The sequence below is a fragment of the Paenibacillus pasadenensis genome, assembly GCF_002864175.1.
Classification (GTDB): Bacteria; Bacillota; Bacilli; order Paenibacillales; family Paenibacillaceae; genus Paenibacillus_O; species Paenibacillus_O pasadenensis.
In genome coordinates this window covers 3,007,521-3,029,165 of record NZ_NFEZ01000004.1, presented here as the reverse complement: position 1 = coordinate 3,029,165, position 21,645 = coordinate 3,007,521, and the positions used below count along the sequence as shown (strand labels likewise).

The window sequence follows — 21,645 nt, the reverse complement described above, 5'->3', positions numbered from 1 at the left end:
TCCGAGACGGGGCGCATGCGGCAGGAAGGCGAAGGCAAGGGGCGACGCAGCGCCGAAGAAGCGCCGCGCGCGGCAGTCGCGCTCCGCTACGACCCGGCAGAAGGAGCGCCTTCGGTCGTCGCCAAGGGAAAGGGGCAGCTCGCCGACGAGATCGTCCAGCGGGCACGAGAGAACGGAGTGCCTGTCCAGGAGGACCGCTCGCTGGTCGAGGTGCTTTCAAAGCTTGATTTGAACCAGCAGATTCCGGCCGAGCTGTACGAGCTCGTCGCGGAGCTGCTGAGCTTCATCTATCAGACGGACCGCAAGGCCGGCGCTCTTTCGGGAGCGCTGGACGCTCCTGGCGGGCAAGAAGGAGGCGGGCGCGGGTGAAAAAGCGGCCGATCGGCAAGGAAAGCCGAGGCGCAGCGCATGCAGCCGGCTCCGGCGCGGGCCAGCCGGTGCGGTCGCCCCGAAGCGACCGCCGCAAAGAGTCCGGACGGATCGGCGAGGACGCGGCCGCCGCTTGGCTGGAACGAGGCGGCTTGCGGCTGTTGGAGCGGAACTGGCGCTGCCGGCTGGGCGAGCTCGACTTGATCGCGGAGGACGGCGGCACGCTCGTATTTATCGAGGTCCGCTCCGCCAGGACCGGAAGCCGGTTCGGTTCCGCCGCCGAAGCGCTGCATGGACGCAAGCAGCTCAAGGTGCGTCAAGTCGCCGGCGTCTACCTGCAGCAGAAGGGATGGGACGGCAGGCCGATCCGCTTCGATGCGGCGGCCGTGACGCTGGATGCGTCCGGCCTTCGGGCGCTGGAGGTGCTGCATGTCAAAAACGCCTTTTGAAGAAGCGGTCGCCGCTTCTCCAAAAGGCGTTTTTTCGAAAATCCGGCCCGCTTCAGCTCCAGCCGGGCAGGCGGCGGTATTGGATCGCCTCGGCGACATGAGCGGCCTCGATCCGCTCGAAGCCTTCCATGTCGGCGATCGTCCGCGCCAGCTTGAGGATCCGGTCGTGAGCGCGGACGCTGATGCCGAGCTGGTCGAACGCCTGCTGCAGCAGGCGGGCGGCCTCGGGCCGAAGCGATGCGGCCCGGCGCAAGGCCGATCCGGCCAGCTCGCCGTTCCAGGCGGTGCCGGCGGAGGACGAGCGGGCTTCCTGCGCCGCGACCGCGCGTGCGACGAGCTCTCTCATCTGCGCGCTGTCCATGCCGGTCTGGCTGCTGTCCAAAGCCGGCGGCCGCTGCACTTCGACGAGCAGGTCAAGACGATCGAGCAAAGGACCGGAGATGCGGGAGCGGTATCGGTCGATCGCCGTCTCCGAGCAGCTGCACTCCGGCTGGCCGGGAGCAGCGGCCGTAGCGCCGAGGTAGCCGCATGGACATGGATTCATCGAGGCCGCGAGCTGGAAAGAGGCCGGAAAGCGAAAGACGGCTCTGGCTCTGGCCAGCGTCACCTCGCGATCCTCGAGCGGCTGGCGCAGCGCCTCCAGCGCGCTGCGCGGGAATTCCGGCAGCTCGTCGAGAAAAAGCACGCCGCGATGCGCGAGCGTCGCCTCGCCGGGACGCGGAATCGAGCCGCCGCCGATCAGGCCGGCGGCCGAAATCGTATGATGCGGCGCGCGGAACGGACGCTCCTCGATCAGCGACCCTTGCCGAGGCAGCTTGCCGGCGACGCTGCATATTTTCGTCACCTCGAGCGCTTCCTCGCGGCTCATCGCCGGCAGGATGCCGGGCAGCCGGCGGATGAGCATCGTCTTGCCCGTGCCGGGCGGTCCCGACAGCAGCAAATTATGCCTGCCGGCGGCCGCGATCGCCAGCGCGCGCTTGGCGCCGTGCTGGCCGATCACATCCGCGTAATCGAGCCCGGCGCTCGGGCCGCCCGCCGCGCAGGAAGGCGCCGCCGCATCCGCGCCTGCCTCCCACAGCAGCGAGCGCCACTCCTCTCCGCTGCGGCAGGCGGCGGCAAGCTCAGTCAGGCTGCGTGCCGAATAGACGTCGAGATCGCCGACCAGCGCCGCCTCGGCTGCGTTGGCGGCGGGGACGAGCACGCGCCGCAGGCCGAGCCGCCGCGCCTCCGCCGCCATCGGCAGCACGCCGGGCACGGAGCGCAGCTCGCCGCTGAGCGCGAGCTCGCCGATGACGAGGGTATGCTCGAACATCCGCCCCTCCAGCTGGCCGCTTGCCGACAGGATCGCGGCCGCGATCGCCAGATCGTAGGCGGTGCCTTCCTTGCGCATGTCGGCAGGCGCGAGATTGACGGTGATGCGCTGCATCGGAAATTGAAAGCCGCAGTTGCGCAGGGCGGCGCGGACGCGCTCGACCGACTCGCGCACGGCCGGATCGGGCAGGCCGACGACGGCGATTTGCGGCAAGCCGCTGGCGAGATCGACCTCGACGGCGACGAGCCGTCCGTCGACGCCCTGCACGCTGGCGCTGGAGAACGAACTGTAGGACATGACAAAAAGCACCCTCCCCGAATAACGGGCGAAGGTGCTTCCTTACTTCCCTGAAAAGTATATGGATACGTTAAGATTAGACCAGCCCAGCCGCGGTGTCAACCGCGCTTCCATTCCGTTCCACTTTTACCGAAACGCAAAAAAATTTTTACGGTCGGAGCGTGATTTTGCGCGAAGCGAGTCGCGGGTTGTGATATAATGACAGATGTTTGTTTGATTTGATCTAGCTGTTTCCACCCGAGTCAGAGGATTGGAGGATGTCGTGAATGAACATTCATGAGTATCAAGGCAAAGAAGTCTTGAAACAATACGGGGTCGCAGTCCCGGAAGGCAAGGTCGCCTTCACGGTGGACGAGGCTGTTGAGGCAGCCAAGGAACTGGGAACTTCCGTCGTTGTGGTCAAGGCGCAGATCCATGCGGGCGGCCGCGGCAAGGCCGGCGGCGTCAAGGTAGCGAAGAGCCTGGACGAGGTGCGCCAGTACGCATCCGAAATTCTGGGCAAGACGCTCGTCACGCATCAGACGGGTCCGGAGGGCAAGGAAGTCAAGCGCCTGCTGATCGAGCAAGGCTGCGACATCAAGAAGGAATACTATGTCGGCGTCGTCGTCGACCGCGCGACCGGCCGCGTCGTCATGATGGCGTCCGAAGAGGGCGGCACGGAGATTGAAGAAGTCGCGGAGCATTCCCCGGAGAAGATCATCAAGGAAGTCATCGATCCGGCGGTCGGCCTGCTGCCGTTCCAAGCCCAGCGTCTTGCATACGCTATCAATATCCCGAAAGAGCTCGTCCGCAAGGCGGTCCAGTTCATGACGGCCCTTTATGCGGCGTTCGTGGACAAGGACTGCTCGATCGCCGAGATCAACCCGCTCGTCGTCACCGGCGACGGCAATGTCATGGCGCTCGACGCCAAGCTGAACTTCGACTCCAACGCCCTGTTCCGCCACAAGGACATCCTGGCGCTGCGCGACCTCGAGGAAGAGGACGCCAAGGAAATCGAAGCCTCCAAGTATGACCTCAGCTACATCGCGCTCGACGGCAACATCGGCTGCATGGTCAACGGCGCCGGCCTCGCGATGGCGACGATGGACATCATCAAGCATTACGGCGGCGACCCGGCCAACTTCCTCGACGTAGGGGGCGGCGCGACGAAGGAGAAGGTGACGGAAGCCTTCAAGATCCTGCTGTCGGACGCCAACGTCAAGGGCATCTTCGTCAACATCTTCGGCGGCATCATGCGCTGCGACGTCATCGCGGAAGGCGTTGTCGCGGCTGCTCGCGAGCTTGGCCTGGAGCGTCCGCTCGTCGTGCGCCTCGAAGGCACGAACGTCGAGCTTGGCAAGAAGATCCTGAATGAATCGGGCCTGAACCTGGTCGCGGCGGACAGCATGTCCGACGGCGCTCAAAAAATCGTTGCGCTCGTAAAATAACGCCCTTGGGGCTGCAGAGACGAATTCTGTTAGGGGATGTGAATGTGCGATGAGCATTTTGATCAACAAAGATACCAAAGTGATCACCCAGGGCATTACCGGCCAGACCGGCCTCTTCCATACGAAGGGCGCCCTTGAGTACGGAACCCAGATGGTCGGCGGCGTGACGCCGGGCAAAGGCGGCACGACGGTCGACATCGAGCTGGAGAACGGCGAGACGAAGTCGCTGCCGGTATTCAACTCCGTGCGTGAAGCGGTCGCCGAAACCGGCGCGACCGTATCCGTCATCTACGTTCCGCCGGCCTTCGCGGCCGACTCCATCCTGGAAGCGGTGGAAGCGGAGCTGGAGCTGGTCATCTGCATTACGGAAGGCATTCCGGTGCTCGACATGGTGCGCGTGAAGCGCTACATGGAAGGCAAGAAGACCCGCCTGATCGGACCGAACTGCCCGGGCGTCATTACGCCGGACGAGATCAAGATCGGCATCATGCCGGGCTACATCCATCGCAAAGGCCATGTCGGCGTCGTTTCCCGCTCGGGAACGCTCACGTACGAGGCGGTCCACCAGCTGACGACTCGCGGCATCGGCCAATCGACTGCGGTCGGCATCGGCGGCGACCCGGTCAAAGGCTCCGAGTTCATCGATATCCTGAATCTCTTCAACGAGGATCCGGATACGTACGCGGTCATCATGATCGGCGAGATCGGCGGCACGGCTGAGGAAGAAGCGGCCGAGTGGGTCAAGGCGAACATGAAGAAGCCGGTTGTCGGCTTCATCGGCGGCGCTACGGCTCCTCCAGGAAAGCGCATGGGCCATGCCGGCGCCATCATTTCCGGAGGCAAAGGCACGGCGAAGGAAAAAATCTCTACGCTTGAGGCTTGCGGCATCAAGGTCGCTCCGACTCCATCCGACATGGGCTCCACGCTCGTGAGCGTGCTGGAAGAGCAGGGCCTGCTCGAGAAATGCAAGACTCACTGATTTCAATCGCTTGATCTTGGAAGGCAGGCAGCCTTCTTCTCCCGTTTCGGGGAAGAAGGCTGCCTTTTTTTATTGCCGCTCGTCAAGCTCCTGCGGCATTGGCGGCGCCTGCGCGCTTGCAATCTGGATTCTTGTGCCCCACAATAGGGATTGGCGCAGGTGCCGTCCTTTATAATAGAAGAAAAGGACGGTAGCCGATGATGGATGAATGGTTGGAACAGCAATGGACTGCGCCGGAGCGTGCACGCGTGCGCGAATTTATAATCGCCATGCATGAAACGCCGGGAATCGGATGGCAATCGCTGTATCGCGCGATGAAGGCGGAGCTGTGGCGGGATCCGGAGCTGGACGCCGCCCGGCTGGAAAGGCTGGGCATCCGGCAGGCGCCGGCCGTGGAAGCGGCGCGGCGCTGGAGGGAGCGTCAGGAACCCGCTTGGGAAGGGGCATTTCTGGCGCTGGCCGGGCGCAGGCTGGCGATCTTCGATGACGGGTATCCCGAGCTGCTCCGGCGGATTCCGCAGCCGCCCTGGCTGCTGTACGCGGTCGGGCGTCTGGAGCTGCTGGAGCGGCCATGCCTGGCGATCGTAGGGACGCGAGGGCCGACCGCCTATGGCAAGCAGGCGGCATCCAGGCTGAGCAAGGAGCTGGCAGCAGCGGGCTTCGGCATCGTCAGCGGCATGGCCCGCGGGATCGACGGCTTGTCTCATGAAGCCGCGCTCGAAGCGGGAGGGGCGACGATCGCCGTGCTCGGCACTCCGGTCGACACCGCTTACCCGCCCGACAACCGGGCGTTGTACCGACGGCTGTGCCGAGAGGGGCTCGTGCTGTCCGAGTTTCCGATCGGCACTCCCGTCAAGCCGGGCATGTTCCCGCAGCGCAACCGGATCATCGCCGGCTTGTCTCACGGGACGATCGTGATCGAGGCTGCCGCGGCGAGCGGCTCGCTCATTACGGCCGACCAGGCGCTGGACATGAACCGCGAGGTGTATGCGGTGCCGGGGCCGATCCATTCGCCCAAGAGCGTCGGCTGCAACGCTTTGATCCGAGACGGCAGGGCGAAGCTGGCGGACGGCTCGGAGACGATCATCCGCGATTTTCACTTTTTGCGGCCGTCGCAGCCGAGCGCGCCTTCTCTTTTGGAGGAGCCTCGGCTCGACGAGAACGAGCGGCTTGTGTACGGGCTGCTGCAGAACGAGCCGCGCTCGGCGGACGAGCTGTTTGAGGCTTCGGGGCTCGCTTTTGGACTTTTGCAAACAGTTCTGATAAATTTATGTTTAAAACGTAAGATTGAACTGCATAACGGTTCCATATATATGGCATTGTAAGCAGCTTGCGAAAGGAGGACGCCAACATGGCCGATTCACTTGTCATTGTCGAATCACCGGCAAAAGCGAAGACGATTGGCAAATATCTGGGAAGCAAATTTATCGTGAAAGCCTCGATGGGCCATATCCGCGATTTGCCGAAAAGCCAGATCGGCGTCGAAGTCGAGAACGATTTCAATCCCAAATACATTACGATCCGCGGCAAAGGCTCCGTCCTCAAGGAATTGAAGGACGCCAGCAAAAAGGTCAAGCGCGTTTATCTCGCGGCTGACCCGGATCGCGAAGGCGAGGCGATCGCCTGGCATTTGGCGCATTATCTGGACTTGGACGAGACCGACGATTGCCGCGTCGTCTTCAACGAAATTACGAAGCAGGCCGTCAAGGACGCGTTCAAGACGCCGCGCAAGATCGACATGGATCTTGTCAACGCGCAGCAGGCGCGGCGCATCCTGGATCGCCTCGTCGGCTACAAGATCAGCCCGCTGTTATGGAAGAAGGTCAAGAAGGGCCTGTCTGCAGGCCGCGTCCAGTCGGTCGCGGTCAAGCTGATCAGCGACCGCGAGAACGAGATCGAGGCGTTCGAGCCGGTGGAATACTGGTCCATCACCGCTGGGCTGCATAAGGGCAAGTCGGCGTTCGAAGCCAAGTTCCACTCCTATCAAGGCGACAAGTCGGAGCTCGGCAGCCAGGCGGAGGTCGACGTCGTGCTCGCAGCGATCAAGGGCCGCGACTTCACGGTCGCCGAGGTGAAGGAAAAGGAGCGGCTGCGCAATCCCGCTCCGCCGTTCATCACGAGCTCGCTGCAGCAGGAAGCGGCGCGCAAGCTGAGCTTCCGCGCTTCCAAGACGATGTCCGTCGCCCAGCAGCTGTATGAGGGCGTCGACCTCGGCAAGCAGGGCACGGCCGGCCTCATCACCTACATGCGTACGGATTCGACGCGGATCTCGCCGGTCGCTCAAGAAGAAGCGAAGGGCTACATCGTCGAGAAGTACGGACCGGAGTTCTATCCGGAGCAGCCGCGCGTCTACCTGAAGAAAAACGCCAACGCCCAGGACGCGCATGAGGCGATCCGCCCGACGTCGATGGAATGGGAGCCGGATGCGGTCAAGGAATACCTGAGCCGCGATCAGTACCGTCTGTATAAGCTCGTCTGGGAGCGCTTCGTCGCCAGCCAGATGAGCTCGGCGGTGCTCGATACGATGACGGTCGATCTGAACGCAGGCGAGGCGGTGTTCCGCGCGTCCGGCTCCAAGGTCAAGTTTGCCGGCTTCATGAAGGTTTATGTCGAAGGCAATGACGACGGCACCGCCGCGGACGAGGACAAATTCCTGCCCGCATTGGCCGAGGGGGAGAGCCTCAAGGCCGAGTCGATCGAGCCGAAGCAGCACTTCACCCAGCCGCCGCCCCGCTTCACCGAAGCGCGGCTCGTGCGCACGCTCGAGGAACTCGGCATCGGCCGTCCGAGCACGTATGCGCCGACGCTGGAAACGATCCAGAAACGCGGCTATGTCGCGATCGAGGAGAAGAAGTTTTTCCCGACCGAGCTCGGCGAGCTGGTCATCCAGCTGATGGAGGAGTTTTTCCCCGAGATTCTCGATGCGGAATTCACCGCCCATATGGAAGGCGATCTCGACCATGTCGAGGAGGGCAAGGAGGACTGGGTCCGGGTGCTTGCCCAGTTCTACGAGTCGTTCGAAAAGCGGCTTGAGGTTGCCGAGGAAGAAATGAAGGAAGTCGAGCTTCAGGACGAGGTATCGGACGAGGTATGCGAGAAATGCGGCAGTCCGATGGTGTACAAGATGGGCCGCTTCGGCAAATTCCTCGCCTGCTCCGGATTCCCGGACTGCCGCAATACGAAGCCGATCGTCAAGAACATCGGCGTGGCCTGCCCGAAATGCGCGGAAGGCCAGATCATCGAGCGCCGCAGCAAGAAGGGCCGCATCTTCTACGGCTGCGACCAGTATCCGGGCTGCGACTACGTTTCCTGGGACCGTCCGGCCGGCAAGCCGTGCCCGGAATGCGGCAGCATGCTCGTCATCAAGCGCAATAAGAGCGGAGCCAGGTATCAGTGTCCTTCCTGCGACTTCAACGAGGAGCTGCCGGAGGATCAGGAGCTCGGATAACCCATCAGCGGGAAGCGGAAAGCGGACACCCGCCTTCCGCTTCCCTGCGGTTGTTCGGGCCGTTTTGGACTTAAAGAAAGAGAGGAATCGCACTTGTCATCCATTCCCCCAGTAACCGTCATCGGAGCCGGGCTCGCAGGCAGCGAGGCCGCCTGGCAGATCGCTTCCCAAGGCGTCGAGGTCAAGCTCTACGAAATGCGGCCGGTGAAGCAGACGCCGGCCCATCATACCGATAAATTCGCCGAGCTCGTCTGCAGCAACAGCTTGCGGGCGAACGGCCTAGCTAACGCCGTCGGCGTCCTCAAAGAAGAAATGCGCCGCATGGACTCGCTCGTCCTGGCGGCGGCCGACCGCAATGCCGTGCCGGCCGGCGGCGCGCTCGCAGTCGACCGCGACGGATTTTCCGGCGACATCACCGGCACGCTGCGCGAGCATCCGCTCGTCACGGTCCACAATGAAGAGATCGCCGAGATTCCGCAGGACGGCATTACCGTCATCGCGACGGGCCCGCTGACCGCGCCGAGCCTTTCGGCCGAGATCAAGGAGCTCATGGGCGAAGAATATTTTTATTTTTATGACGCTGCCGCTCCTATCGTCGAGAAGGATTCCATAGATATGGAGAAGGTGTTCCTCGCTTCCCGCTACGACAAGGGCGAAGCGGCCTACCTGAACTGCCCGATGAACGAAGAGGAATTCGAACGCTTCCACGAAGCGCTCGTCACGGCGGAGACGGCCGCGCTCAAGGACTTCGAGAAGGAAGTGTACTTCGAAGGCTGCATGCCGATCGAGGTGATGGCCCAGCGCGGCAAGCAGACCGTGCTGTTCGGTCCGATGAAGCCGGTCGGGCTCGTCGATCCCCGTACGGGCAAGCAGCCGCATGCGGTCATCCAGCTGCGCCAGGACAACGCCGCCGGCACGCTCTACAATCTGGTCGGCTTCCAGACGCATCTCAAATGGGGCGAGCAGAAGCGGGTGTTCTCGCTCATCCCGGGCCTGGAAAACGCCGAGTTCGTGCGCTATGGCGTCATGCACCGCAATACGTTCATCAACTCGCCCAAGCTGCTCGAGGCGACCTATCAGTTCAAGGGACGGGATAACCTGTTCTTCGCCGGCCAGATGACCGGAGTCGAAGGATACGTCGAATCGGCCGCTTCGGGCATGCTGGCCGGCCTCAACGCCGGCCGCCTCGCGCGCGGCCTCGAGCCGCTCGTGCTGCCGAAGGAGACGGCGCTCGGCAGCATGGCCCATTACATCACGACGGCGGACTTCCGCCATTTTCAGCCGATGAATGCGAACTTCGGGCTGTTCCCGCCGCCGGAGCAGCGCATCCGCAATAAAAAGGAAAAGAACGAGCATATCGCGAACCGGGCTTTGTCCTCGCTGGAGCAATTCAAGCTGGAGCGGCTCGGCGGGGGCCGCTAGACCGCAAGGCCAAAGGAGGAATGGACGTGGAAATGCAATTTCATGCAACGACGATCTGCGCGGTGCGGCATGACGGCAAAGGCGCGATCGCGGGCGACGGACAGGTCACTTTCGGCAACAGCATGATCATGAAGGGCTCGGCCAAAAAAGTAAGGCGCCTGTACCGGGGCAAGGTGGCGGCTGGCTTCGCCGGATCGGTCGCGGACGCGATCACGCTGTTCGAGAAGTTCGAAGGCAAGCTGGAGGAGCATCACGGGAATTTGCAGCGGGCGGCGGTCGAGCTGGCCAAGGAATGGCGTTCGGACCGCGTGCTGCGTCGCCTGGAGGCGATGCTGCTCGTCATGGACGAGACCGGCCTGCTGCTCATCTCCGGCAACGGCGAGGTCATCGAGCCGGATGACGGCATCCTGGCGATCGGCTCGGGCGGCAGCTTCGCCTTGGCCGCGGCCAGAGCCCTCAAGAAGCATGCGCCGAACCTGAGCGCGCGCGAGATGGCGCAAGCGGCGCTCGAGACCGCCGCGGAAATTTGCGTTTTCACGAACCATAGCATTATCGTCGAGGAAGTATAAGGTTGATCGGTCGTGCCGGAGCAGCCGTCCCCTACACGAAAAGGAGTGATTTCGGGTGAAGGAAGCCATGACCCCGCGTCAGATCGTCGCCGAGCTGGACAAATATATCGTCGGACAGAAGCAGGCCAAGCGCTCCGTCGCCGTAGCGCTACGCAACCGCTATCGCCGCAGCCGCCTCGAGGAAAGCCTGAGGGACGAGATCGTGCCGAAGAACATTCTCATGATCGGGCCGACCGGCGTCGGCAAGACGGAGATCGCGCGTCGGCTGGCCAAGCTGGTCGGAGCCCCGTTCGTAAAGGTCGAAGCGACGAAGTTTACGGAAGTCGGCTATGTCGGCCGCGACGTCGAGGCGATGATCCGCGATCTGGTCGAGGTCGCCATCCGCATGGTGAAGGCGGAGCGGATGGAAAAGGTCAAGGACAAGGCGGAGGAGCTGGCGAACGAGCGGCTCGTGGAGCTGCTCGAGCCGTCACGCTCCAAGCCGAAGGGCGGCAAGAACCCGCTCGAGATGCTGTTCGGCGGCGCTCGCGAGCCTGAGCCGGAGGACCGCTCGTCCGAGCCGGAGCTGGCGGCGAAGCGGCAGGCGGTCCGCGTCAAGCTGCTGGCCGGCGAGCTCGAGAAGGAAATGCTGGAGCTGGACGTGGAGGACACGTCGCCGAACATGCTGGATATGCTGGGCGGCCAAGGCAACGAGATGATGGGCATGAACATGCAGGAGATCATGGGGCAGTTCATGCCGAAGCGGACGAAGCGCCGCAAGCTGTCCGTGAAGGACGCGCGCAAGGTGCTGACGCAAGAGGAAGCGGCGAAGCTGATCGACATGGACGATGTGATCGCCGAATCGGTGAGCCGCGCGGAGCAGTCCGGCATCGTGTTCCTGGACGAGATCGACAAGATCGCCAGTCCGTCCAAAGGCTCCGGTCCGGACGTATCGAGAGAAGGCGTACAGCGGGACATCCTGCCGATCGTCGAGGGCTCGACGATCATGACCAAGTACGGCGCCGTCAAGACGGACTATATGCTGTTTATCGCGGCCGGAGCGTTCCATGTGTCCAAGCCGGCGGATCTCATCCCGGAGCTCCAAGGCCGCTTTCCGATCCGCGTGGAGCTGACCTCGCTCAGCCTCGAGGACTTCATCCAGATTCTCAAGGAGCCGAAAAACGCGCTGACGAAGCAATATGCGGCGCTGCTGTCGACGGAGGGCATCGAGATCACGTTCTCCGACGAGGCGATCGCGGAGCTGGCGTCCATCGCCGCGGAAGTGAACCGCAACACGGAGAACATCGGAGCTCGCCGTCTCCATACGATTCTGGAGAAGCTGCTGGAGGATCTGAGCTTCGAAGCGCCTGATTTGACGCTCGAGAGCTTGAACATCACGCCGGAGTACGTTAGGGAGAAGCTCGGCTCGATCGCCCAGAACCGCGATCTGAGCCAATATATTCTGTAGAGAAGCAGAGGGGTTCGGGGGGCAACCATACCAATGACTTTATTGACCAAGACAAGGACGCTCAATCGCCTGCTGCAGCGAGCGGCAGGCAAGGCGTTGAATTTCAGGGAAATGGCCGAGGTGCTCAGCACGGTCATCCAGGCGAACGTATTCGTCGTCAGCCGCAGAGGCAAGATTCTCGGCTGCGCGGCGGTCGACCGATTCGATCATGAGCAGTTCCGCAGCATGGCCGCCGACGAGCCGCGCTTTCCGGCGGACAGCAACAGCCGGTTTCTGGTCATGAGCGAGCCGGCGACCAATGTCGAGCCTGATCCCGGCATCGCGGCCGTCTTTCCGTTCATGGGCACGCAGGAGATCATGAGCGTCGTTCCGGTAACGGGCGGCGGGGACCGGCTGGGCACCGTCGTCCTGTCCCGGCCGAGCGGCGCGTTCGATGACGATGACCTTATCCTTGCCGAATACGGCTCGACGATCGTCGGGATGGAGATTTTGCGCGAACGCGCGGAAGAGCTCGCCCTCGAGGCGAGGAGCCGCGCGGTCGTCGCCGTGGCGATGGGCTCGCTGTCGTTCAGCGAGCTGGAGGCGGTCGAGCATATCTTCGACGAGCTCGAGGCGAAGGAAGGGCTGCTCGTCGCGTCGAAGATCGCGGACCGGGTCGGAATTACTAGGTCTGTTATCGTAAACGCGCTACGCAAACTTGAAAGTGCGGGAGTTATCGAAACGCGATCCTTAGGGATGAAAGGGACCTATATCCGCATCCTGAATCATCAACTTCTGGAAGAATTGAGCAAAATGAAGAACTGAATATGAGACTAAAGTCCCGAAAAGGCCCTATCTTCATATAAAGATAGGGCTTATTTCTCATTGTAATAAATATGGAAATTTAGGAAGATAAGCGTGTCGGCAAATCTCGACATTGAATTCTCATTTTTTTAATTTTCGATGTCGAAGAAAGAAGGATTGTCGAAAGAAATGTGGAATATCATGTTATAGATAACGTCGGGAAAGTGGTGAAGAGGCGTTGAATGTCTTGGGAGGCGCGGATTTCGGAAGACTCGTCGGCGCGATGAGGGCTGCTGAATCCAGACAGCAGATTATTTCAGACAACATCTCCAATGCGGAAACTCCGTTTTTCAAACGCTCGGAGCTCGTGTTCGAAGAGTTGCTGGCGGAGCAGCTTGGGACGTCAGGTAGTAGGACATTGGAACTAATAAGAACCAATGAAAGACATCTTCCAATAGGTCCAGGGACCTCAGTTCCAGCGCCAAAACTCGTGACGGACGAGACTTCCGTCATGAACAACAACGGCAGCAATGTCGATGTGGAGCGGGAAATGGCGCTGCTGGCCAAAAACCAGCTGAAATACAATTCCTACGTTCAGCAGATCAACCATGAAATTACGATGCTGCGGATTGCGATCGACGGGAGAGGGTAACGGATGAAGCTGAGCAACGGTTTCGATATCAGCGCTTCGGCGCTGACGGCCCAACGGCTGAGGATGGACGTCGTCTCGTCCAATATCGCCAACGCGGAGACGACGCGCGGTTCGTTTGTCGATGGGCAGTTCCAGCCCTACAAGCGGAAGATGGTCGTGCTGGAGCCGATGAAGGCGGGAAGCTTCGACTCGATGCTGCGGAGCGAGATGGGAGAGGCGAGCAAGGGCGTGAAGGCGACCCGGATCGTTGAGGACCAGTCTCCGGAAAAGCTCGTCTACAATCCAAACCACCCGGATGCGGACGCTAGCGGTTATGTAAGGATGCCGAACGTCGATGTGGCCAAAGAGATGGTCGACATGATCTCGGCTTCGCGAGCCTATGAAGCGAACGTGACGGCGCTGAACGCGACGAAGGCCATGTTCGTCAAGGCGCTTGAAATCGGCAAATAAGCCGTAGATAAAATCAATGGAACGTGGAGGAGATGAATGATGATTCAGCCGATCGCCCTCTCGCAGCTGCAGCAGCCGGCTTCGATCGCTCAAAAGGCCGCGCCTGCGGCCGGGAGCCCGAGCGAGCTCAGCGAAAGCTTCGCCAACGTGCTGAAAAACGCGATTGACAGCGCAAGCGCGCAGGAACAAGCCGTACATAAAGTAAACAACGAGTATTTGATCGGCCAGGCGGACATCTCGCAGGTCATGATCGTCTCGCAGCAAGCGCAGCTGACCCTGCAGCTCGTGACGCAGGTCCGGAACAAAGCGGTCGAGGCTTATCAGGACATCATGCGCATGCAAATCTAGGATCTTGCCTGAGGGAACAGCAATCTGCGGGGTGAAAACGTGAATGAAACGATAGCCCGATATAGCGCGTCGGTGAAAAATTATTGGGGCGCGATGGGGAAAAGGCAGAAAATCTGGCTGGGAGCCACGCTGGGCGTGCTGCTGCTCACCATCATCCTGCTGACGTCGATCTTGAGCAAGACGCAGTATGAAACGGTATTCAACGAGCTGGATACGACCGACGCTCAGGCCATCATCAACTATCTGGACAGCAGCAAGGTCGCCTACAAGCTCGAAAACGGCGGCAGCTCGATCGCGGTGCCAAGCAGCGAGGCGGACCGGATCCGCGTAGGAGCGGGGTCCCAAGGCCTCGTGCAGAACGGCTCGATCGGCTTTGAGGCGTTCAGCGCGAGCTCGTCGCAGTTCGGCATGACGGACAATGAATTCAACGTCCGCTACAAAAACGCGCTGAATGGAGAAATCCAGCAGCTGCTCAATGCGATGCAAGGCGTAGCCTCGACGAAGGTCGTCGTCAATCTGCCGAAGGAGAGCGTATTCGCCCAGACGCAAGAAGAGTCCGGCGCGAGCGCGTCCGTTGTGATGAAGTTCAAGCCGGGCTTCCGTCCGAGCCAGGACGAGATCGACGGCTACTTCAATCTGGTGAAGACCTCGGTGCCGAATCTGAGAGTGGAGGACATCACCATCACGAGCCCGCAAGGCGAGCTCAATCCTTCCGAGAAGGCGGGCGGCGCGCCAGGCAGCACGGGCAGCGCGGATTCGCTCTTCCAGATCAAGAAGAAATACGAGGCGGAGCTGAAGCGGAACATCGAGCAGTTCCTCGGGCCGATGCTAGGGAGCGAGAATCTCGTCGTCAGCGTCACCAGCAGCCTGAACTTCGATCAGACGAACCGGGTCGAGGATCTCGTCAGGCCGCTGGACGACAATGGAAACAACGGCATCATCATCAGCCAGCAGGAGTCGACCGAAAGCACCGAGGGGTCCTCGGGAGATCCGGGCGGCGTTGCGGGCACGGGAGAGACGGACGTGCCGAACTACTCTTCCTCCGCGACGGGGTCCAGCACTTCCGAAAAAAGCGACCGTACGACCAACTACGACGTGAACCGGATCAAAAATACGATCGTCGGGGGGCCGTACGCGGTGAAGGACCTCAGCATCAGCGTAGGACTTCCTATCAATCTATTAAACCAGGAAACGCAAGATCAAATCACCCAATATCTGACTTCCTTCGTCCGGTCGCAACTGATCGATTCCGGCCAGGATGTAACCAATGACGAGCTGATCGCCAAAAAAGTTTCGGTCATCGGGCAGAACTTCGCCCAGGCGGCTTCGGCATCCGGCACGGCAGGGCTGTCCGGCATCTGGTGGGCGGCGATCGGAGTCGCGGCTGCGGCGCTCGTGGCGGGCATCATCTTCGCCATCCGCAGAAGACGGCAGAATGCGGTCGAAGAGACGATCGAAGAGCTGTCTCCGCGGGTCGAATATCCTTCCATCAATCTCGACAGCGTCAGCAACGACAGCCAGGTACGCAAAAATCTCGAAACTCTCGCCAAGCGCAAGCCGGATGAGTTCGTCAATCTGCTCCGCACCTGGCTTGTAGAAGAATAGGAGGGCTCTCGCCATGTCCAAAGCGATGCAAGCCCTGACAGGGCGACAGAAGGCAGCGATTCTCCTCATTACGCTCGGCCCGGAAGTATCCGCCCAGATCTTCAAAAACCTGAGGGAGGAAGAGATCGAGCAGCTGACGCTCGAGATCGCGAACGTCCGCAAGGTCGACAGCTCGGAGCGGGACCTGATCATGAGCGAGTTCTATCAGATCTGCCTGGCGCAGGAATACATCTCGCAAGGCGGCATCGCCTACGCGAAGGACATCCTCGAAAAAGCGCTCGGCGCGCAGAAGGCCCAGGAAGTGCTGAGCCGCCTGACGGCGACGCTGCAGGTGCGGCCGTTCGACTTCGCCCGCAAGGCGGAGCCGACGCAGATCCTCAACTTCATCCAAAACGAGAATCCGCAGACGATCGCGCTCGTGCTGTCCTATCTGCAGCCGGAGCAAGCGTCCCATATCCTTTCCTCGCTGCCCCAGGAGAAGCAGGCGGATGTCGCGCGCAGGGTGGCCCTTATGGACAGCACCTCCCCGGATGTCATCTCGCAGGTCGAGCGCGTGCTCGAGCAGAAGCTCTCGGCGACCGTCACCCAGGATTATACGAATGCAGGCGGCATCGATTCGATCGTCCAGATTTTGAACGGCGTCGACCGCGGCACCGAGCGGACGATCCTCGACTCGCTCGAGATTCAGGATCCGGAGCTTGCCGAAGAGATCAAGAAGCGGATGTTCGTCTTCGAAGACATCGTCAGCATCGACAACCGCTCGATCCAGCGCATCATCCGCGACATCGAGAACGCGGACCTGCAGCTGGCGCTCAAGGTCGCGAGCGAGGAGGTCAGGGAAGCGATCTTCCGCAACATGTCCAAACGGATGGCCGAGACGTTCAAGGAAGAGATGGAATTCATGGGGCCGGTGCGGCTGCGTGACGTGGAGGAAGCTCAGACCCGCATCGTAGCGACGATCCGCAGGCTCGAGGAAGCGGGAGACATCATCATCGCCCGCGGCGGAGGAGATGACATCATTGTCTAATCTCATCAAATCTTCCTATGTACGGCCCAAGAGCGGCTCTCAGCCGCTCGAACGCTTTTATGCCCGGGCCGGAGGCGGCATGCAGGCGCCGATCACGACGGGTGACGGCGAGGCGCTGCCGCCGCAGCCGACTCTCGACGAAGCGACGGACCGGCTGCGGCGGCAAGTGCTCGATGACGCTCGGAGCGTCGCGGACGACATGCTCGCCGATGCGGCTCGAAGATCGGACGAGATGCTCGAGCAGGCGCAGCGCGAGATGGACGAGTGGTGGCATGCGCGGCGCGCCGATGACGACCGCCTCGTCGAGGAGGTCCGGTCTGCGGCCTATGAAGCCGGATTCCAGTCCGGCCGCGACGATGCGGAGGCACGGCTCCGGGAAGAGTGGGAGCAGCGTATCCAGGAAGCGTCGGGCATCCTGGCCTCGTCCTACGCGATGCGGGAGCAGATCATCCAAGAAGCGGAGCCGTTCCTTATCGAGCTGAGCTGCGCGATCGCAGAAAAGCTCGTCGGCAGGCAGCTGACGCTGGAGCCAGACTGGGCGGCCGAGCTGGTCAAAAAGGCGCTGTCCCGGCGCAAGGAGCATGGCGTCATCGTGCTTTGCGTCGCGCCGGCGCAGCTGGCTGCTGTCCAGGCGGCGCGGGACGAGCTTGAGCTGTCGATCGACTCGCAGGCCGAGCTGCAGATTTTGCCGGACGCCACCGTGAAGGATCACGGCTGCGTCATCCGGTCCGCCTTCGGCAGCATCGATGCCCGGATCGATACGCAGCTCGCCGAGATCAAGCGCGAGCTCGTGCAGCTCGCGCAGCAGCGGGAAGGCCAGGAGGCGGCTTCATGAAAGAGCTCTCGGCTGCACGCTACATCGAGCATCTGGGCGGAATCGACCCGGTGCGCGTAAACGGAAAGGTGACGCAAGTCATCGGGCTGACGATCGAGAGCGAAGGACCGGACGCGAGCATCGGAGACGTCTGCCAGATCTATCCCGGCAAAGGCGCTCCTCCGCTGCTGGCCGAGGTTGTCGGCTTCCGCGACAACCGCCTCGTGCTCATGCCGCTCGGCGAGCTGAACGCGATCGGCCCCGGCTGCGACGTCGTCGGGACGGGCAAGCCGCTCACCGTGCAAGTCGGCTCGGAGCTGCTCGGCAAGGTGCTCGACGGCTTGGGGCGGCCGCTGGACGGCAGCTTCATCCCGAGCCGGATGGTGCGTTACCCGACGACAGCTCCTCCGAGCAATCCTCTGTTCCGTCCGCGCGTCACCGAACCGCTCGGCATCGGCATCCGGGCGATCGACGGACTGCTCACCGTCGGACAAGGCCAGCGGGTCGGCATCTTCGCCGGCTCCGGTGTCGGCAAGAGCACGCTGCTCGGCATGATCGCCCGCAATACGGCCGCCGACGTGAATGTCATCGCCCTCATCGGCGAGCGCGGACGCGAGGTGCTCGAGTTCATCGAGAAGGATCTCGGTCCGGAAGGACTGGCCCGCTCGGTCGTGATCGTCGCGACGTCGGATCAGCCGGCGCTCATCCGGATCAAAGGAGCGGTCATCGCAACGACGATCGCCGAATATTTCCGGGACCGGGGCTTGAACGTCATGCTCATGATGGATTCCGTGACGCGCTATGCGATGGCGCAGCGGGAAGTCGGCCTGGCTATCGGCGAGCCGCCGGCGACGCGAGGCTACACGCCTTCCGTCTTTGCCGGCCTGCCGAAGCTGCTGGAGCGAGCCGGCACAGGACCGAGCGGGTCGATCACCGCCTTCTACACGGTGCTCGTCGACGGGGACGACATGAACGAGCCGGTCGCGGATGCGGTTCGAGGCATTTTGGACGGGCATATCGTGTTGAGCCGGGACCTTGCCCATAAGGGACATTTTCCGGCGATCGACGTGCTGAGCTCGGTGAGCCGCGTCATGAACGAGATCGCGGATGAGGACCACCGGCAGGCGGCCACGGCGCTCAAGCGCTTGCTCGCCGTTTATAGGGATTCGGAGGACCTCATCCATATCGGGGCGTATCAAAGCGGCTCCAACGCCGATATCGACGAGGCAGTCGCGCAGATGGACTTCATCCAGAGCTTCACCCGACAGCGGACGAGCGAGAAGGACGAGTTCGACGAAACCGTCCGGCAGCTGACCGATCACTTCAATAAGTAGGAGCTGAACGAACCTATGGCGTCATTCCGGTATGCCTATCAAAGCATCGTCAACCTCAAGCAAAGCGAGACGACTCAAGCCGAATGGGGACTCAGCGCCGCTCTCGGCCTGCTGAAGGCGGAGGAAATGTCGCTGGAGGAGCTGAGAAGCGAGCGCAGGCGCTGGGAAGAGAAGCTGATCCGGCAGGGCGAGCGAGGCAGCACGCTGGACGAGCTTCAGCAGATCCAGCATTTCATCCGGCATCTGGACAAGACGATCTGCCTCAAGGAAAAAAAGGTCCAGGAGGCGGAGCAGGAAGTGAGTCAGTCCCGCTCGATCCTGTCGGAGCGGAAGGTTCAGGAGAAGATCTGGATGAAGTCCAAGGAAAAGGCATGGCAGAAGTTCAGAAGCGCCCTGCTGGCCGGGGAGCAGGCCGAGCTGGACGAGATCGCGGTCCAGCGGCATGCCCGCATGGCTCAGTCCTGACAGGGCCAGGGCGCGCTCGGGCGCAGGAAGACGGGGAAGCGCAGCGCCCCCGGGGGGGATGACAAGTGGCAAAAGAAGAAATGGAAAAGCAAGGCTACAGCGGAATCGAACGAATGCTGTTTTTCGTGACGCCGCTGCTGTTCACGGTAGTGCTCGTAATGGTGCTGTTCGTCGTCTTCAACCCGTCGCTGAGGGAAAGGCTGATCGATGCCGGTAGAGGCGTGCCGGTCGTCGGAGCGTTGCTGCCCGGCGACGCCTCCGAGCCGGAAGGCTCTGCCGTGCTGAAGGAGCAGGACGACAAGAGGCTGGCGAGCCTGCAGGCGGAGCTGTCCGCAGCCAAGGCGAAGCTCGAAGCGGCGGATTCCGAAAAATCCGGGCTTGAAGCTCAGGTGAAGTCGCTGCAGGAGCAGATCGACGGCTTGATCAAAACGAGCGATGCGGAAAAGCTGAGCGCCGAGCAGTATCAAGGCAAGATTGCCGAGCTCGCCGGCATGTTCGCCTCGATGACGGCGAGCAAGGCGGCTCCGATTCTGGAGAACATGACGCTGGAGGAATCGATTCTCGTGCTCGGCTCGATGGACAGCCGGGCTCAGGGAGCGATCCTGGCCAAAATGGATCCGAAGCGGGCGGCTCAGACGGCGGCCCGCATGAAGGACAGCGAGCCGGTCAAGGATCAGCAGATCGCCGCGCTGCAATCGCGGCTGCGGCTCGAGGCGACCTCGACGGAGACGGCTTCGGCCATCCTGAACCAGGAGCAGCTCACCAAGACGTTCGAGAGCATGAACGCCGCCCAGGCTGCGCCGCTGCTGCTCCAGATGGCCGATATGAGCGCCAGCAAGGTGCTGCGCATCCTCAGCTCGGTAAGCGACGCGACCCGCTCCTCGCTCGTGGCGGAGATGTCCAAGACAGACAAAAAAATGACCTCCCAGCTGGTCTCCAAGCTGATGGCCGGGAAATGATCGAGGAGGGATGACGGATGGAAATGGCGATCACGCAATCGACGGTTCCGACGGCCGGCTCATCGCCGGTAGGAACGGCGGCAGCGAAGATCAGCGCAAGCTCGTCCGCCGGAACGGCGTTCCAGCAGCTGATCGGCTCGATGAACGCCGCTGGAGGATCGACCTTCGCAGTGGGACAAGCAGGCGCAGCCGGCTCGGCGGCAGCTTCTCCGCAAGGGGAAGCGGCAACGCTGCTGCAGGCGGCGATCGCGCAGCTGGCGGGCCTCGCTCCCGGCACGCCGGCAAGCGCGGCGGATGCGGTCTCCGGCGCAGAAAAGGAAGACGGAGCCGAAGCGGCGGAGGCCGAAAAGGCGGGTGCATCCGGCGAATCGGCGGAAGGAACGCTGCTCGGCCAGCTGGACGAGCTGCTCGACCTGCTGACGGATCTGCAGGACGCGGACGCCGCGCTGTCCGACGAGGCGATGGACGCAGCCGCTTCCGAGCTCGGAGCGCTGCTGGCGCTGCTCGGACTGCCGGCTCCGCAAGCTCAACCGGCCACCGTCGGCGCAGATCAGGCCGCTTCGCCGGACTCGCTGCAAGGAGCGGCGGCAGGCAAGCCGCTCGTGCTGGAATCGCTGCTCGTCCTGCATCAAGCGCTGCAGGACGGCAAGCCGCTCAAGCTTGGCGCGTCCGACGCCTCCGCGCTCGTGAGCCGGCAGCTCGCCAAGCTCGGCGAGCTGCTCGCCGGCACGGAGCGCTCCACCGCCGGAGGCCGCGCAGGCGGTGCCGCGGACGGGCAGGCGGCGATCGCCGTCAAAGCGGCTCCCGCCGCCTTCTTGGAGCGGCTGAACGCCGCGTCCGCCCAAGTGAGGGCGGCTCTCGAGGCGAAGCCGTCCGCGGCTCGAGCGGCGGAAGCGGCACCGGCCGCGGCAATCGACGCGGCGCCGGGAGCGCTGCCGGGCTCCGCTTCGTCGGAGGCGGCACCGCAGCTGTCGGCACCGGCCGCTCCGGCTCCGCAGCCGGGAGCTGCGCAGACGGCCGCGCTGCCGGTCGTGGCGATGCGGCGCTTCGCCGAGGAGATGGCGGGCATCATGCTGCAAAAGCTCGATATCACGGCAAGCGGACAGTCGAGCGAAGCGCGGATTTTGCTCAACCCCGAGCATTTGGGCCAAGTCGACATCAAGCTTCATCTGCACAACGGCCAGCTGACCGCTCTCTTCCTCGCCGACTCGCCGGCGGCTCGCGAGGCGATCGAGAACCAGCTCGCCCAGCTCCGCCAGTCGCTGCAGCTCCAAGGAATCCAGGTCGATCGGATGGAGGTCGGAAGCGGCGAGCTGCAGACGAGCCTCTCCTTCGGCCAGCAGCAAGGCGGCGGCGGACGGGGACAGAGCTTCACCGGCGGCGGGCGCGCGACGGAGGAAGCGGCGGCGCTGCGCGAAGCCGACGCGGCCACGCAGACGGCGATCCGCGAGCTCGGATTCGGGCGCTCGGTCAATGAGACGGCTTAAGC

21 protein-coding genes are annotated in these 21,645 nt (G+C 62.5%); 20 read left to right on the top strand and 1 reads right to left on the bottom strand.

Going from position 1 to position 21,645, the window contains the following annotated elements:
• The first annotated feature begins 15 nt into the window (after nucleotides 1-15).
• Complete coding sequence (locus B8V81_RS22710; RefSeq protein WP_052332926.1) at nucleotides 16-369, top strand: EscU/YscU/HrcU family type III secretion system export apparatus switch protein; 354 nt, start codon at nucleotides 16-18, stop codon at nucleotides 367-369.
• Nucleotides 366-818: a YraN family protein gene (locus B8V81_RS22705; protein WP_240478921.1), complete on the top strand. Its 453-nt coding sequence runs from the start codon at nucleotides 366-368 to the stop codon at nucleotides 816-818. Before B8V81_RS22710 ends, B8V81_RS22705 begins: the two co-directional genes overlap by 4 nt.
• A 52-nt stretch (nucleotides 819-870) precedes the next feature.
• On the opposite strand, the gene B8V81_RS22700 is transcribed toward B8V81_RS22705, so the two are convergent.
• The gene (locus B8V81_RS22700; RefSeq protein ID WP_043110887.1) at nucleotides 871-2,427 is read right to left on the bottom strand and encodes a YifB family Mg chelatase-like AAA ATPase; all 1,557 of its coding nucleotides are present in this window, start codon (nucleotides 2,425-2,427) and stop codon (nucleotides 871-873) included.
• Between the two features lie 266 nt (nucleotides 2,428-2,693).
• Between B8V81_RS22700 and sucC the strand changes: the two genes are divergently transcribed.
• The 18 genes from sucC to B8V81_RS22610 all read left to right on the top strand — a co-directional run bounded on the left by sucC (nucleotide 2,694) and on the right by B8V81_RS22610 (nucleotide 21,643).
• The gene (gene sucC, locus B8V81_RS22695; RefSeq protein ID WP_028597447.1) at nucleotides 2,694-3,854 is read left to right on the top strand and encodes an ADP-forming succinate--CoA ligase subunit beta; all 1,161 of its coding nucleotides are present in this window, start codon (nucleotides 2,694-2,696) and stop codon (nucleotides 3,852-3,854) included.
• A gap of 49 nt (nucleotides 3,855-3,903) precedes the next feature.
• Nucleotides 3,904-4,833: a succinate--CoA ligase subunit alpha gene (gene sucD / locus B8V81_RS22690; RefSeq protein ID WP_028597446.1), complete on the top strand. Its 930-nt coding sequence runs from the start codon at nucleotides 3,904-3,906 to the stop codon at nucleotides 4,831-4,833.
• Nucleotides 4,834-5,030: 197 nt separating this feature from the next.
• A complete protein-coding gene (gene dprA / locus B8V81_RS22685) occupies nucleotides 5,031-6,158 on the top strand; it encodes a DNA-processing protein DprA (protein ID WP_228551533.1) in 1,128 nt (375 codons plus the stop codon).
• Nucleotides 6,159-6,184: 26 nt separating this feature from the next.
• Nucleotides 6,185-8,281 carry a type I DNA topoisomerase gene (gene topA, locus B8V81_RS22680; RefSeq protein ID WP_028597444.1) on the top strand — a complete coding sequence of 699 codons (2,097 nt, stop codon included), beginning with the start codon at nucleotides 6,185-6,187 and terminating at the stop codon, nucleotides 8,279-8,281.
• Between the two features lie 93 nt (nucleotides 8,282-8,374).
• Nucleotides 8,375-9,703, top strand: a complete 1,329-nt coding sequence (trmFO, locus tag B8V81_RS22675; protein WP_028597443.1) for an FADH(2)-oxidizing methylenetetrahydrofolate--tRNA-(uracil(54)-C(5))-methyltransferase TrmFO — start codon at nucleotides 8,375-8,377, stop codon at nucleotides 9,701-9,703.
• A gap of 26 nt (nucleotides 9,704-9,729) precedes the next feature.
• Nucleotides 9,730-10,272: an ATP-dependent protease subunit HslV gene (hslV, locus tag B8V81_RS22670; protein ID WP_028597442.1), complete on the top strand. Its 543-nt coding sequence runs from the start codon at nucleotides 9,730-9,732 to the stop codon at nucleotides 10,270-10,272.
• Nucleotides 10,273-10,339: 67 nt separating this feature from the next.
• Nucleotides 10,340-11,719 (top strand): ATP-dependent protease ATPase subunit HslU, encoded by a 1,380-nt coding sequence (gene hslU / locus B8V81_RS22665; protein ID WP_101809484.1) that lies wholly within the window; start codon nucleotides 10,340-10,342, stop codon nucleotides 11,717-11,719.
• A 33-nt stretch (nucleotides 11,720-11,752) separates the two neighbouring features.
• Entirely contained in the window at nucleotides 11,753-12,523 is a 771-nt protein-coding gene (codY, locus tag B8V81_RS22660) for a GTP-sensing pleiotropic transcriptional regulator CodY (RefSeq protein ID WP_028597440.1), read from the top strand.
• A 262-nt stretch (nucleotides 12,524-12,785) separates the two neighbouring features.
• Nucleotides 12,786-13,154 carry a flagellar basal body rod protein FlgB gene (flgB, locus tag B8V81_RS22655; RefSeq protein ID WP_339280054.1) on the top strand — a complete coding sequence of 123 codons (369 nt, stop codon included), beginning with the start codon at nucleotides 12,786-12,788 and terminating at the stop codon, nucleotides 13,152-13,154.
• 3 nt (nucleotides 13,155-13,157) lie between these two features.
• Nucleotides 13,158-13,604 carry a flagellar basal body rod protein FlgC gene (flgC, locus tag B8V81_RS22650; protein ID WP_028597439.1) on the top strand — a complete coding sequence of 149 codons (447 nt, stop codon included), beginning with the start codon at nucleotides 13,158-13,160 and terminating at the stop codon, nucleotides 13,602-13,604.
• 36 nt (nucleotides 13,605-13,640) lie between these two features.
• The gene (gene fliE, locus B8V81_RS22645; RefSeq protein WP_228551531.1) at nucleotides 13,641-13,952 is read left to right on the top strand and encodes a flagellar hook-basal body complex protein FliE; all 312 of its coding nucleotides are present in this window, start codon (nucleotides 13,641-13,643) and stop codon (nucleotides 13,950-13,952) included.
• A 39-nt stretch (nucleotides 13,953-13,991) separates the two neighbouring features.
• Nucleotides 13,992-15,557 carry a flagellar basal-body MS-ring/collar protein FliF gene (gene fliF, locus B8V81_RS22640; protein WP_101809241.1) on the top strand — a complete coding sequence of 522 codons (1,566 nt, stop codon included), beginning with the start codon at nucleotides 13,992-13,994 and terminating at the stop codon, nucleotides 15,555-15,557.
• A gap of 13 nt (nucleotides 15,558-15,570) precedes the next feature.
• Nucleotides 15,571-16,584: a flagellar motor switch protein FliG gene (gene fliG, locus B8V81_RS22635; RefSeq protein WP_028597436.1), complete on the top strand. Its 1,014-nt coding sequence runs from the start codon at nucleotides 15,571-15,573 to the stop codon at nucleotides 16,582-16,584.
• Nucleotides 16,577-17,419: a FliH/SctL family protein gene (locus B8V81_RS22630; protein ID WP_028597435.1), complete on the top strand. Its 843-nt coding sequence runs from the start codon at nucleotides 16,577-16,579 to the stop codon at nucleotides 17,417-17,419. Before fliG ends, B8V81_RS22630 begins: the two co-directional genes overlap by 8 nt.
• Nucleotides 17,416-18,732, top strand: coding sequence for a flagellar protein export ATPase FliI (gene fliI / locus B8V81_RS22625; protein WP_101809239.1), 1,317 nt, complete (start codon nucleotides 17,416-17,418; stop codon nucleotides 18,730-18,732). Before B8V81_RS22630 ends, fliI begins: the two co-directional genes overlap by 4 nt.
• 15 nt (nucleotides 18,733-18,747) lie before the next feature.
• Nucleotides 18,748-19,197, top strand: a complete 450-nt coding sequence (gene fliJ, locus B8V81_RS22620; protein WP_101809238.1) for a flagellar export protein FliJ — start codon at nucleotides 18,748-18,750, stop codon at nucleotides 19,195-19,197.
• Between the two features lie 65 nt (nucleotides 19,198-19,262).
• A complete protein-coding gene (locus B8V81_RS22615) occupies nucleotides 19,263-20,156 on the top strand; it encodes a MotE family protein (protein WP_028597432.1) in 894 nt (297 codons plus the stop codon).
• 17 nt (nucleotides 20,157-20,173) lie between these two features.
• Nucleotides 20,174-21,643 (top strand): flagellar hook-length control protein FliK, encoded by a 1,470-nt coding sequence (locus B8V81_RS22610; protein WP_101809237.1) that lies wholly within the window; start codon nucleotides 20,174-20,176, stop codon nucleotides 21,641-21,643.
• The last annotated feature ends 2 nt before the right edge of the window (nucleotides 21,644-21,645 follow it).

What these genes read in the sequence shown, in the direction of transcription:
- B8V81_RS22710 (WP_052332926.1), top strand. Translation starts at nt 16, where the DNA reads ATGCGGCAGGAAGGCGAAGGCAAGGGGCGACGCAGCGCCGAAGAAGCG.
- B8V81_RS22700 (WP_043110887.1), bottom strand. Translation starts at nt 2,427, where the DNA reads ATGTCCTACAGTTCGTTCTCCAGCGCCAGCGTGCAGGGCGTCGACGGA.
- sucC (WP_028597447.1), top strand. Translation starts at nt 2,694, where the DNA reads ATGAACATTCATGAGTATCAAGGCAAAGAAGTCTTGAAACAATACGGG.
- sucD (WP_028597446.1), top strand. Translation starts at nt 3,904, where the DNA reads ATGAGCATTTTGATCAACAAAGATACCAAAGTGATCACCCAGGGCATT.
- dprA (WP_228551533.1), top strand. Translation starts at nt 5,031, where the DNA reads ATGATGGATGAATGGTTGGAACAGCAATGGACTGCGCCGGAGCGTGCA.
- topA (WP_028597444.1), top strand. Translation starts at nt 6,185, where the DNA reads ATGGCCGATTCACTTGTCATTGTCGAATCACCGGCAAAAGCGAAGACG.
- hslU (WP_101809484.1), top strand. Translation starts at nt 10,340, where the DNA reads ATGACCCCGCGTCAGATCGTCGCCGAGCTGGACAAATATATCGTCGGA.
- codY (WP_028597440.1), top strand. Translation starts at nt 11,753, where the DNA reads ATGACTTTATTGACCAAGACAAGGACGCTCAATCGCCTGCTGCAGCGA.
- flgB (WP_339280054.1), top strand. Translation starts at nt 12,786, where the DNA reads ATGAGGGCTGCTGAATCCAGACAGCAGATTATTTCAGACAACATCTCC.
- flgC (WP_028597439.1), top strand. Translation starts at nt 13,158, where the DNA reads ATGAAGCTGAGCAACGGTTTCGATATCAGCGCTTCGGCGCTGACGGCC.
- fliE (WP_228551531.1), top strand. Translation starts at nt 13,641, where the DNA reads ATGATGATTCAGCCGATCGCCCTCTCGCAGCTGCAGCAGCCGGCTTCG.
- fliG (WP_028597436.1), top strand. Translation starts at nt 15,571, where the DNA reads ATGTCCAAAGCGATGCAAGCCCTGACAGGGCGACAGAAGGCAGCGATT.
- fliI (WP_101809239.1), top strand. Translation starts at nt 17,416, where the DNA reads ATGAAAGAGCTCTCGGCTGCACGCTACATCGAGCATCTGGGCGGAATC.
- fliJ (WP_101809238.1), top strand. Translation starts at nt 18,748, where the DNA reads ATGGCGTCATTCCGGTATGCCTATCAAAGCATCGTCAACCTCAAGCAA.
- B8V81_RS22610 (WP_101809237.1), top strand. Translation starts at nt 20,174, where the DNA reads ATGGAAATGGCGATCACGCAATCGACGGTTCCGACGGCCGGCTCATCG.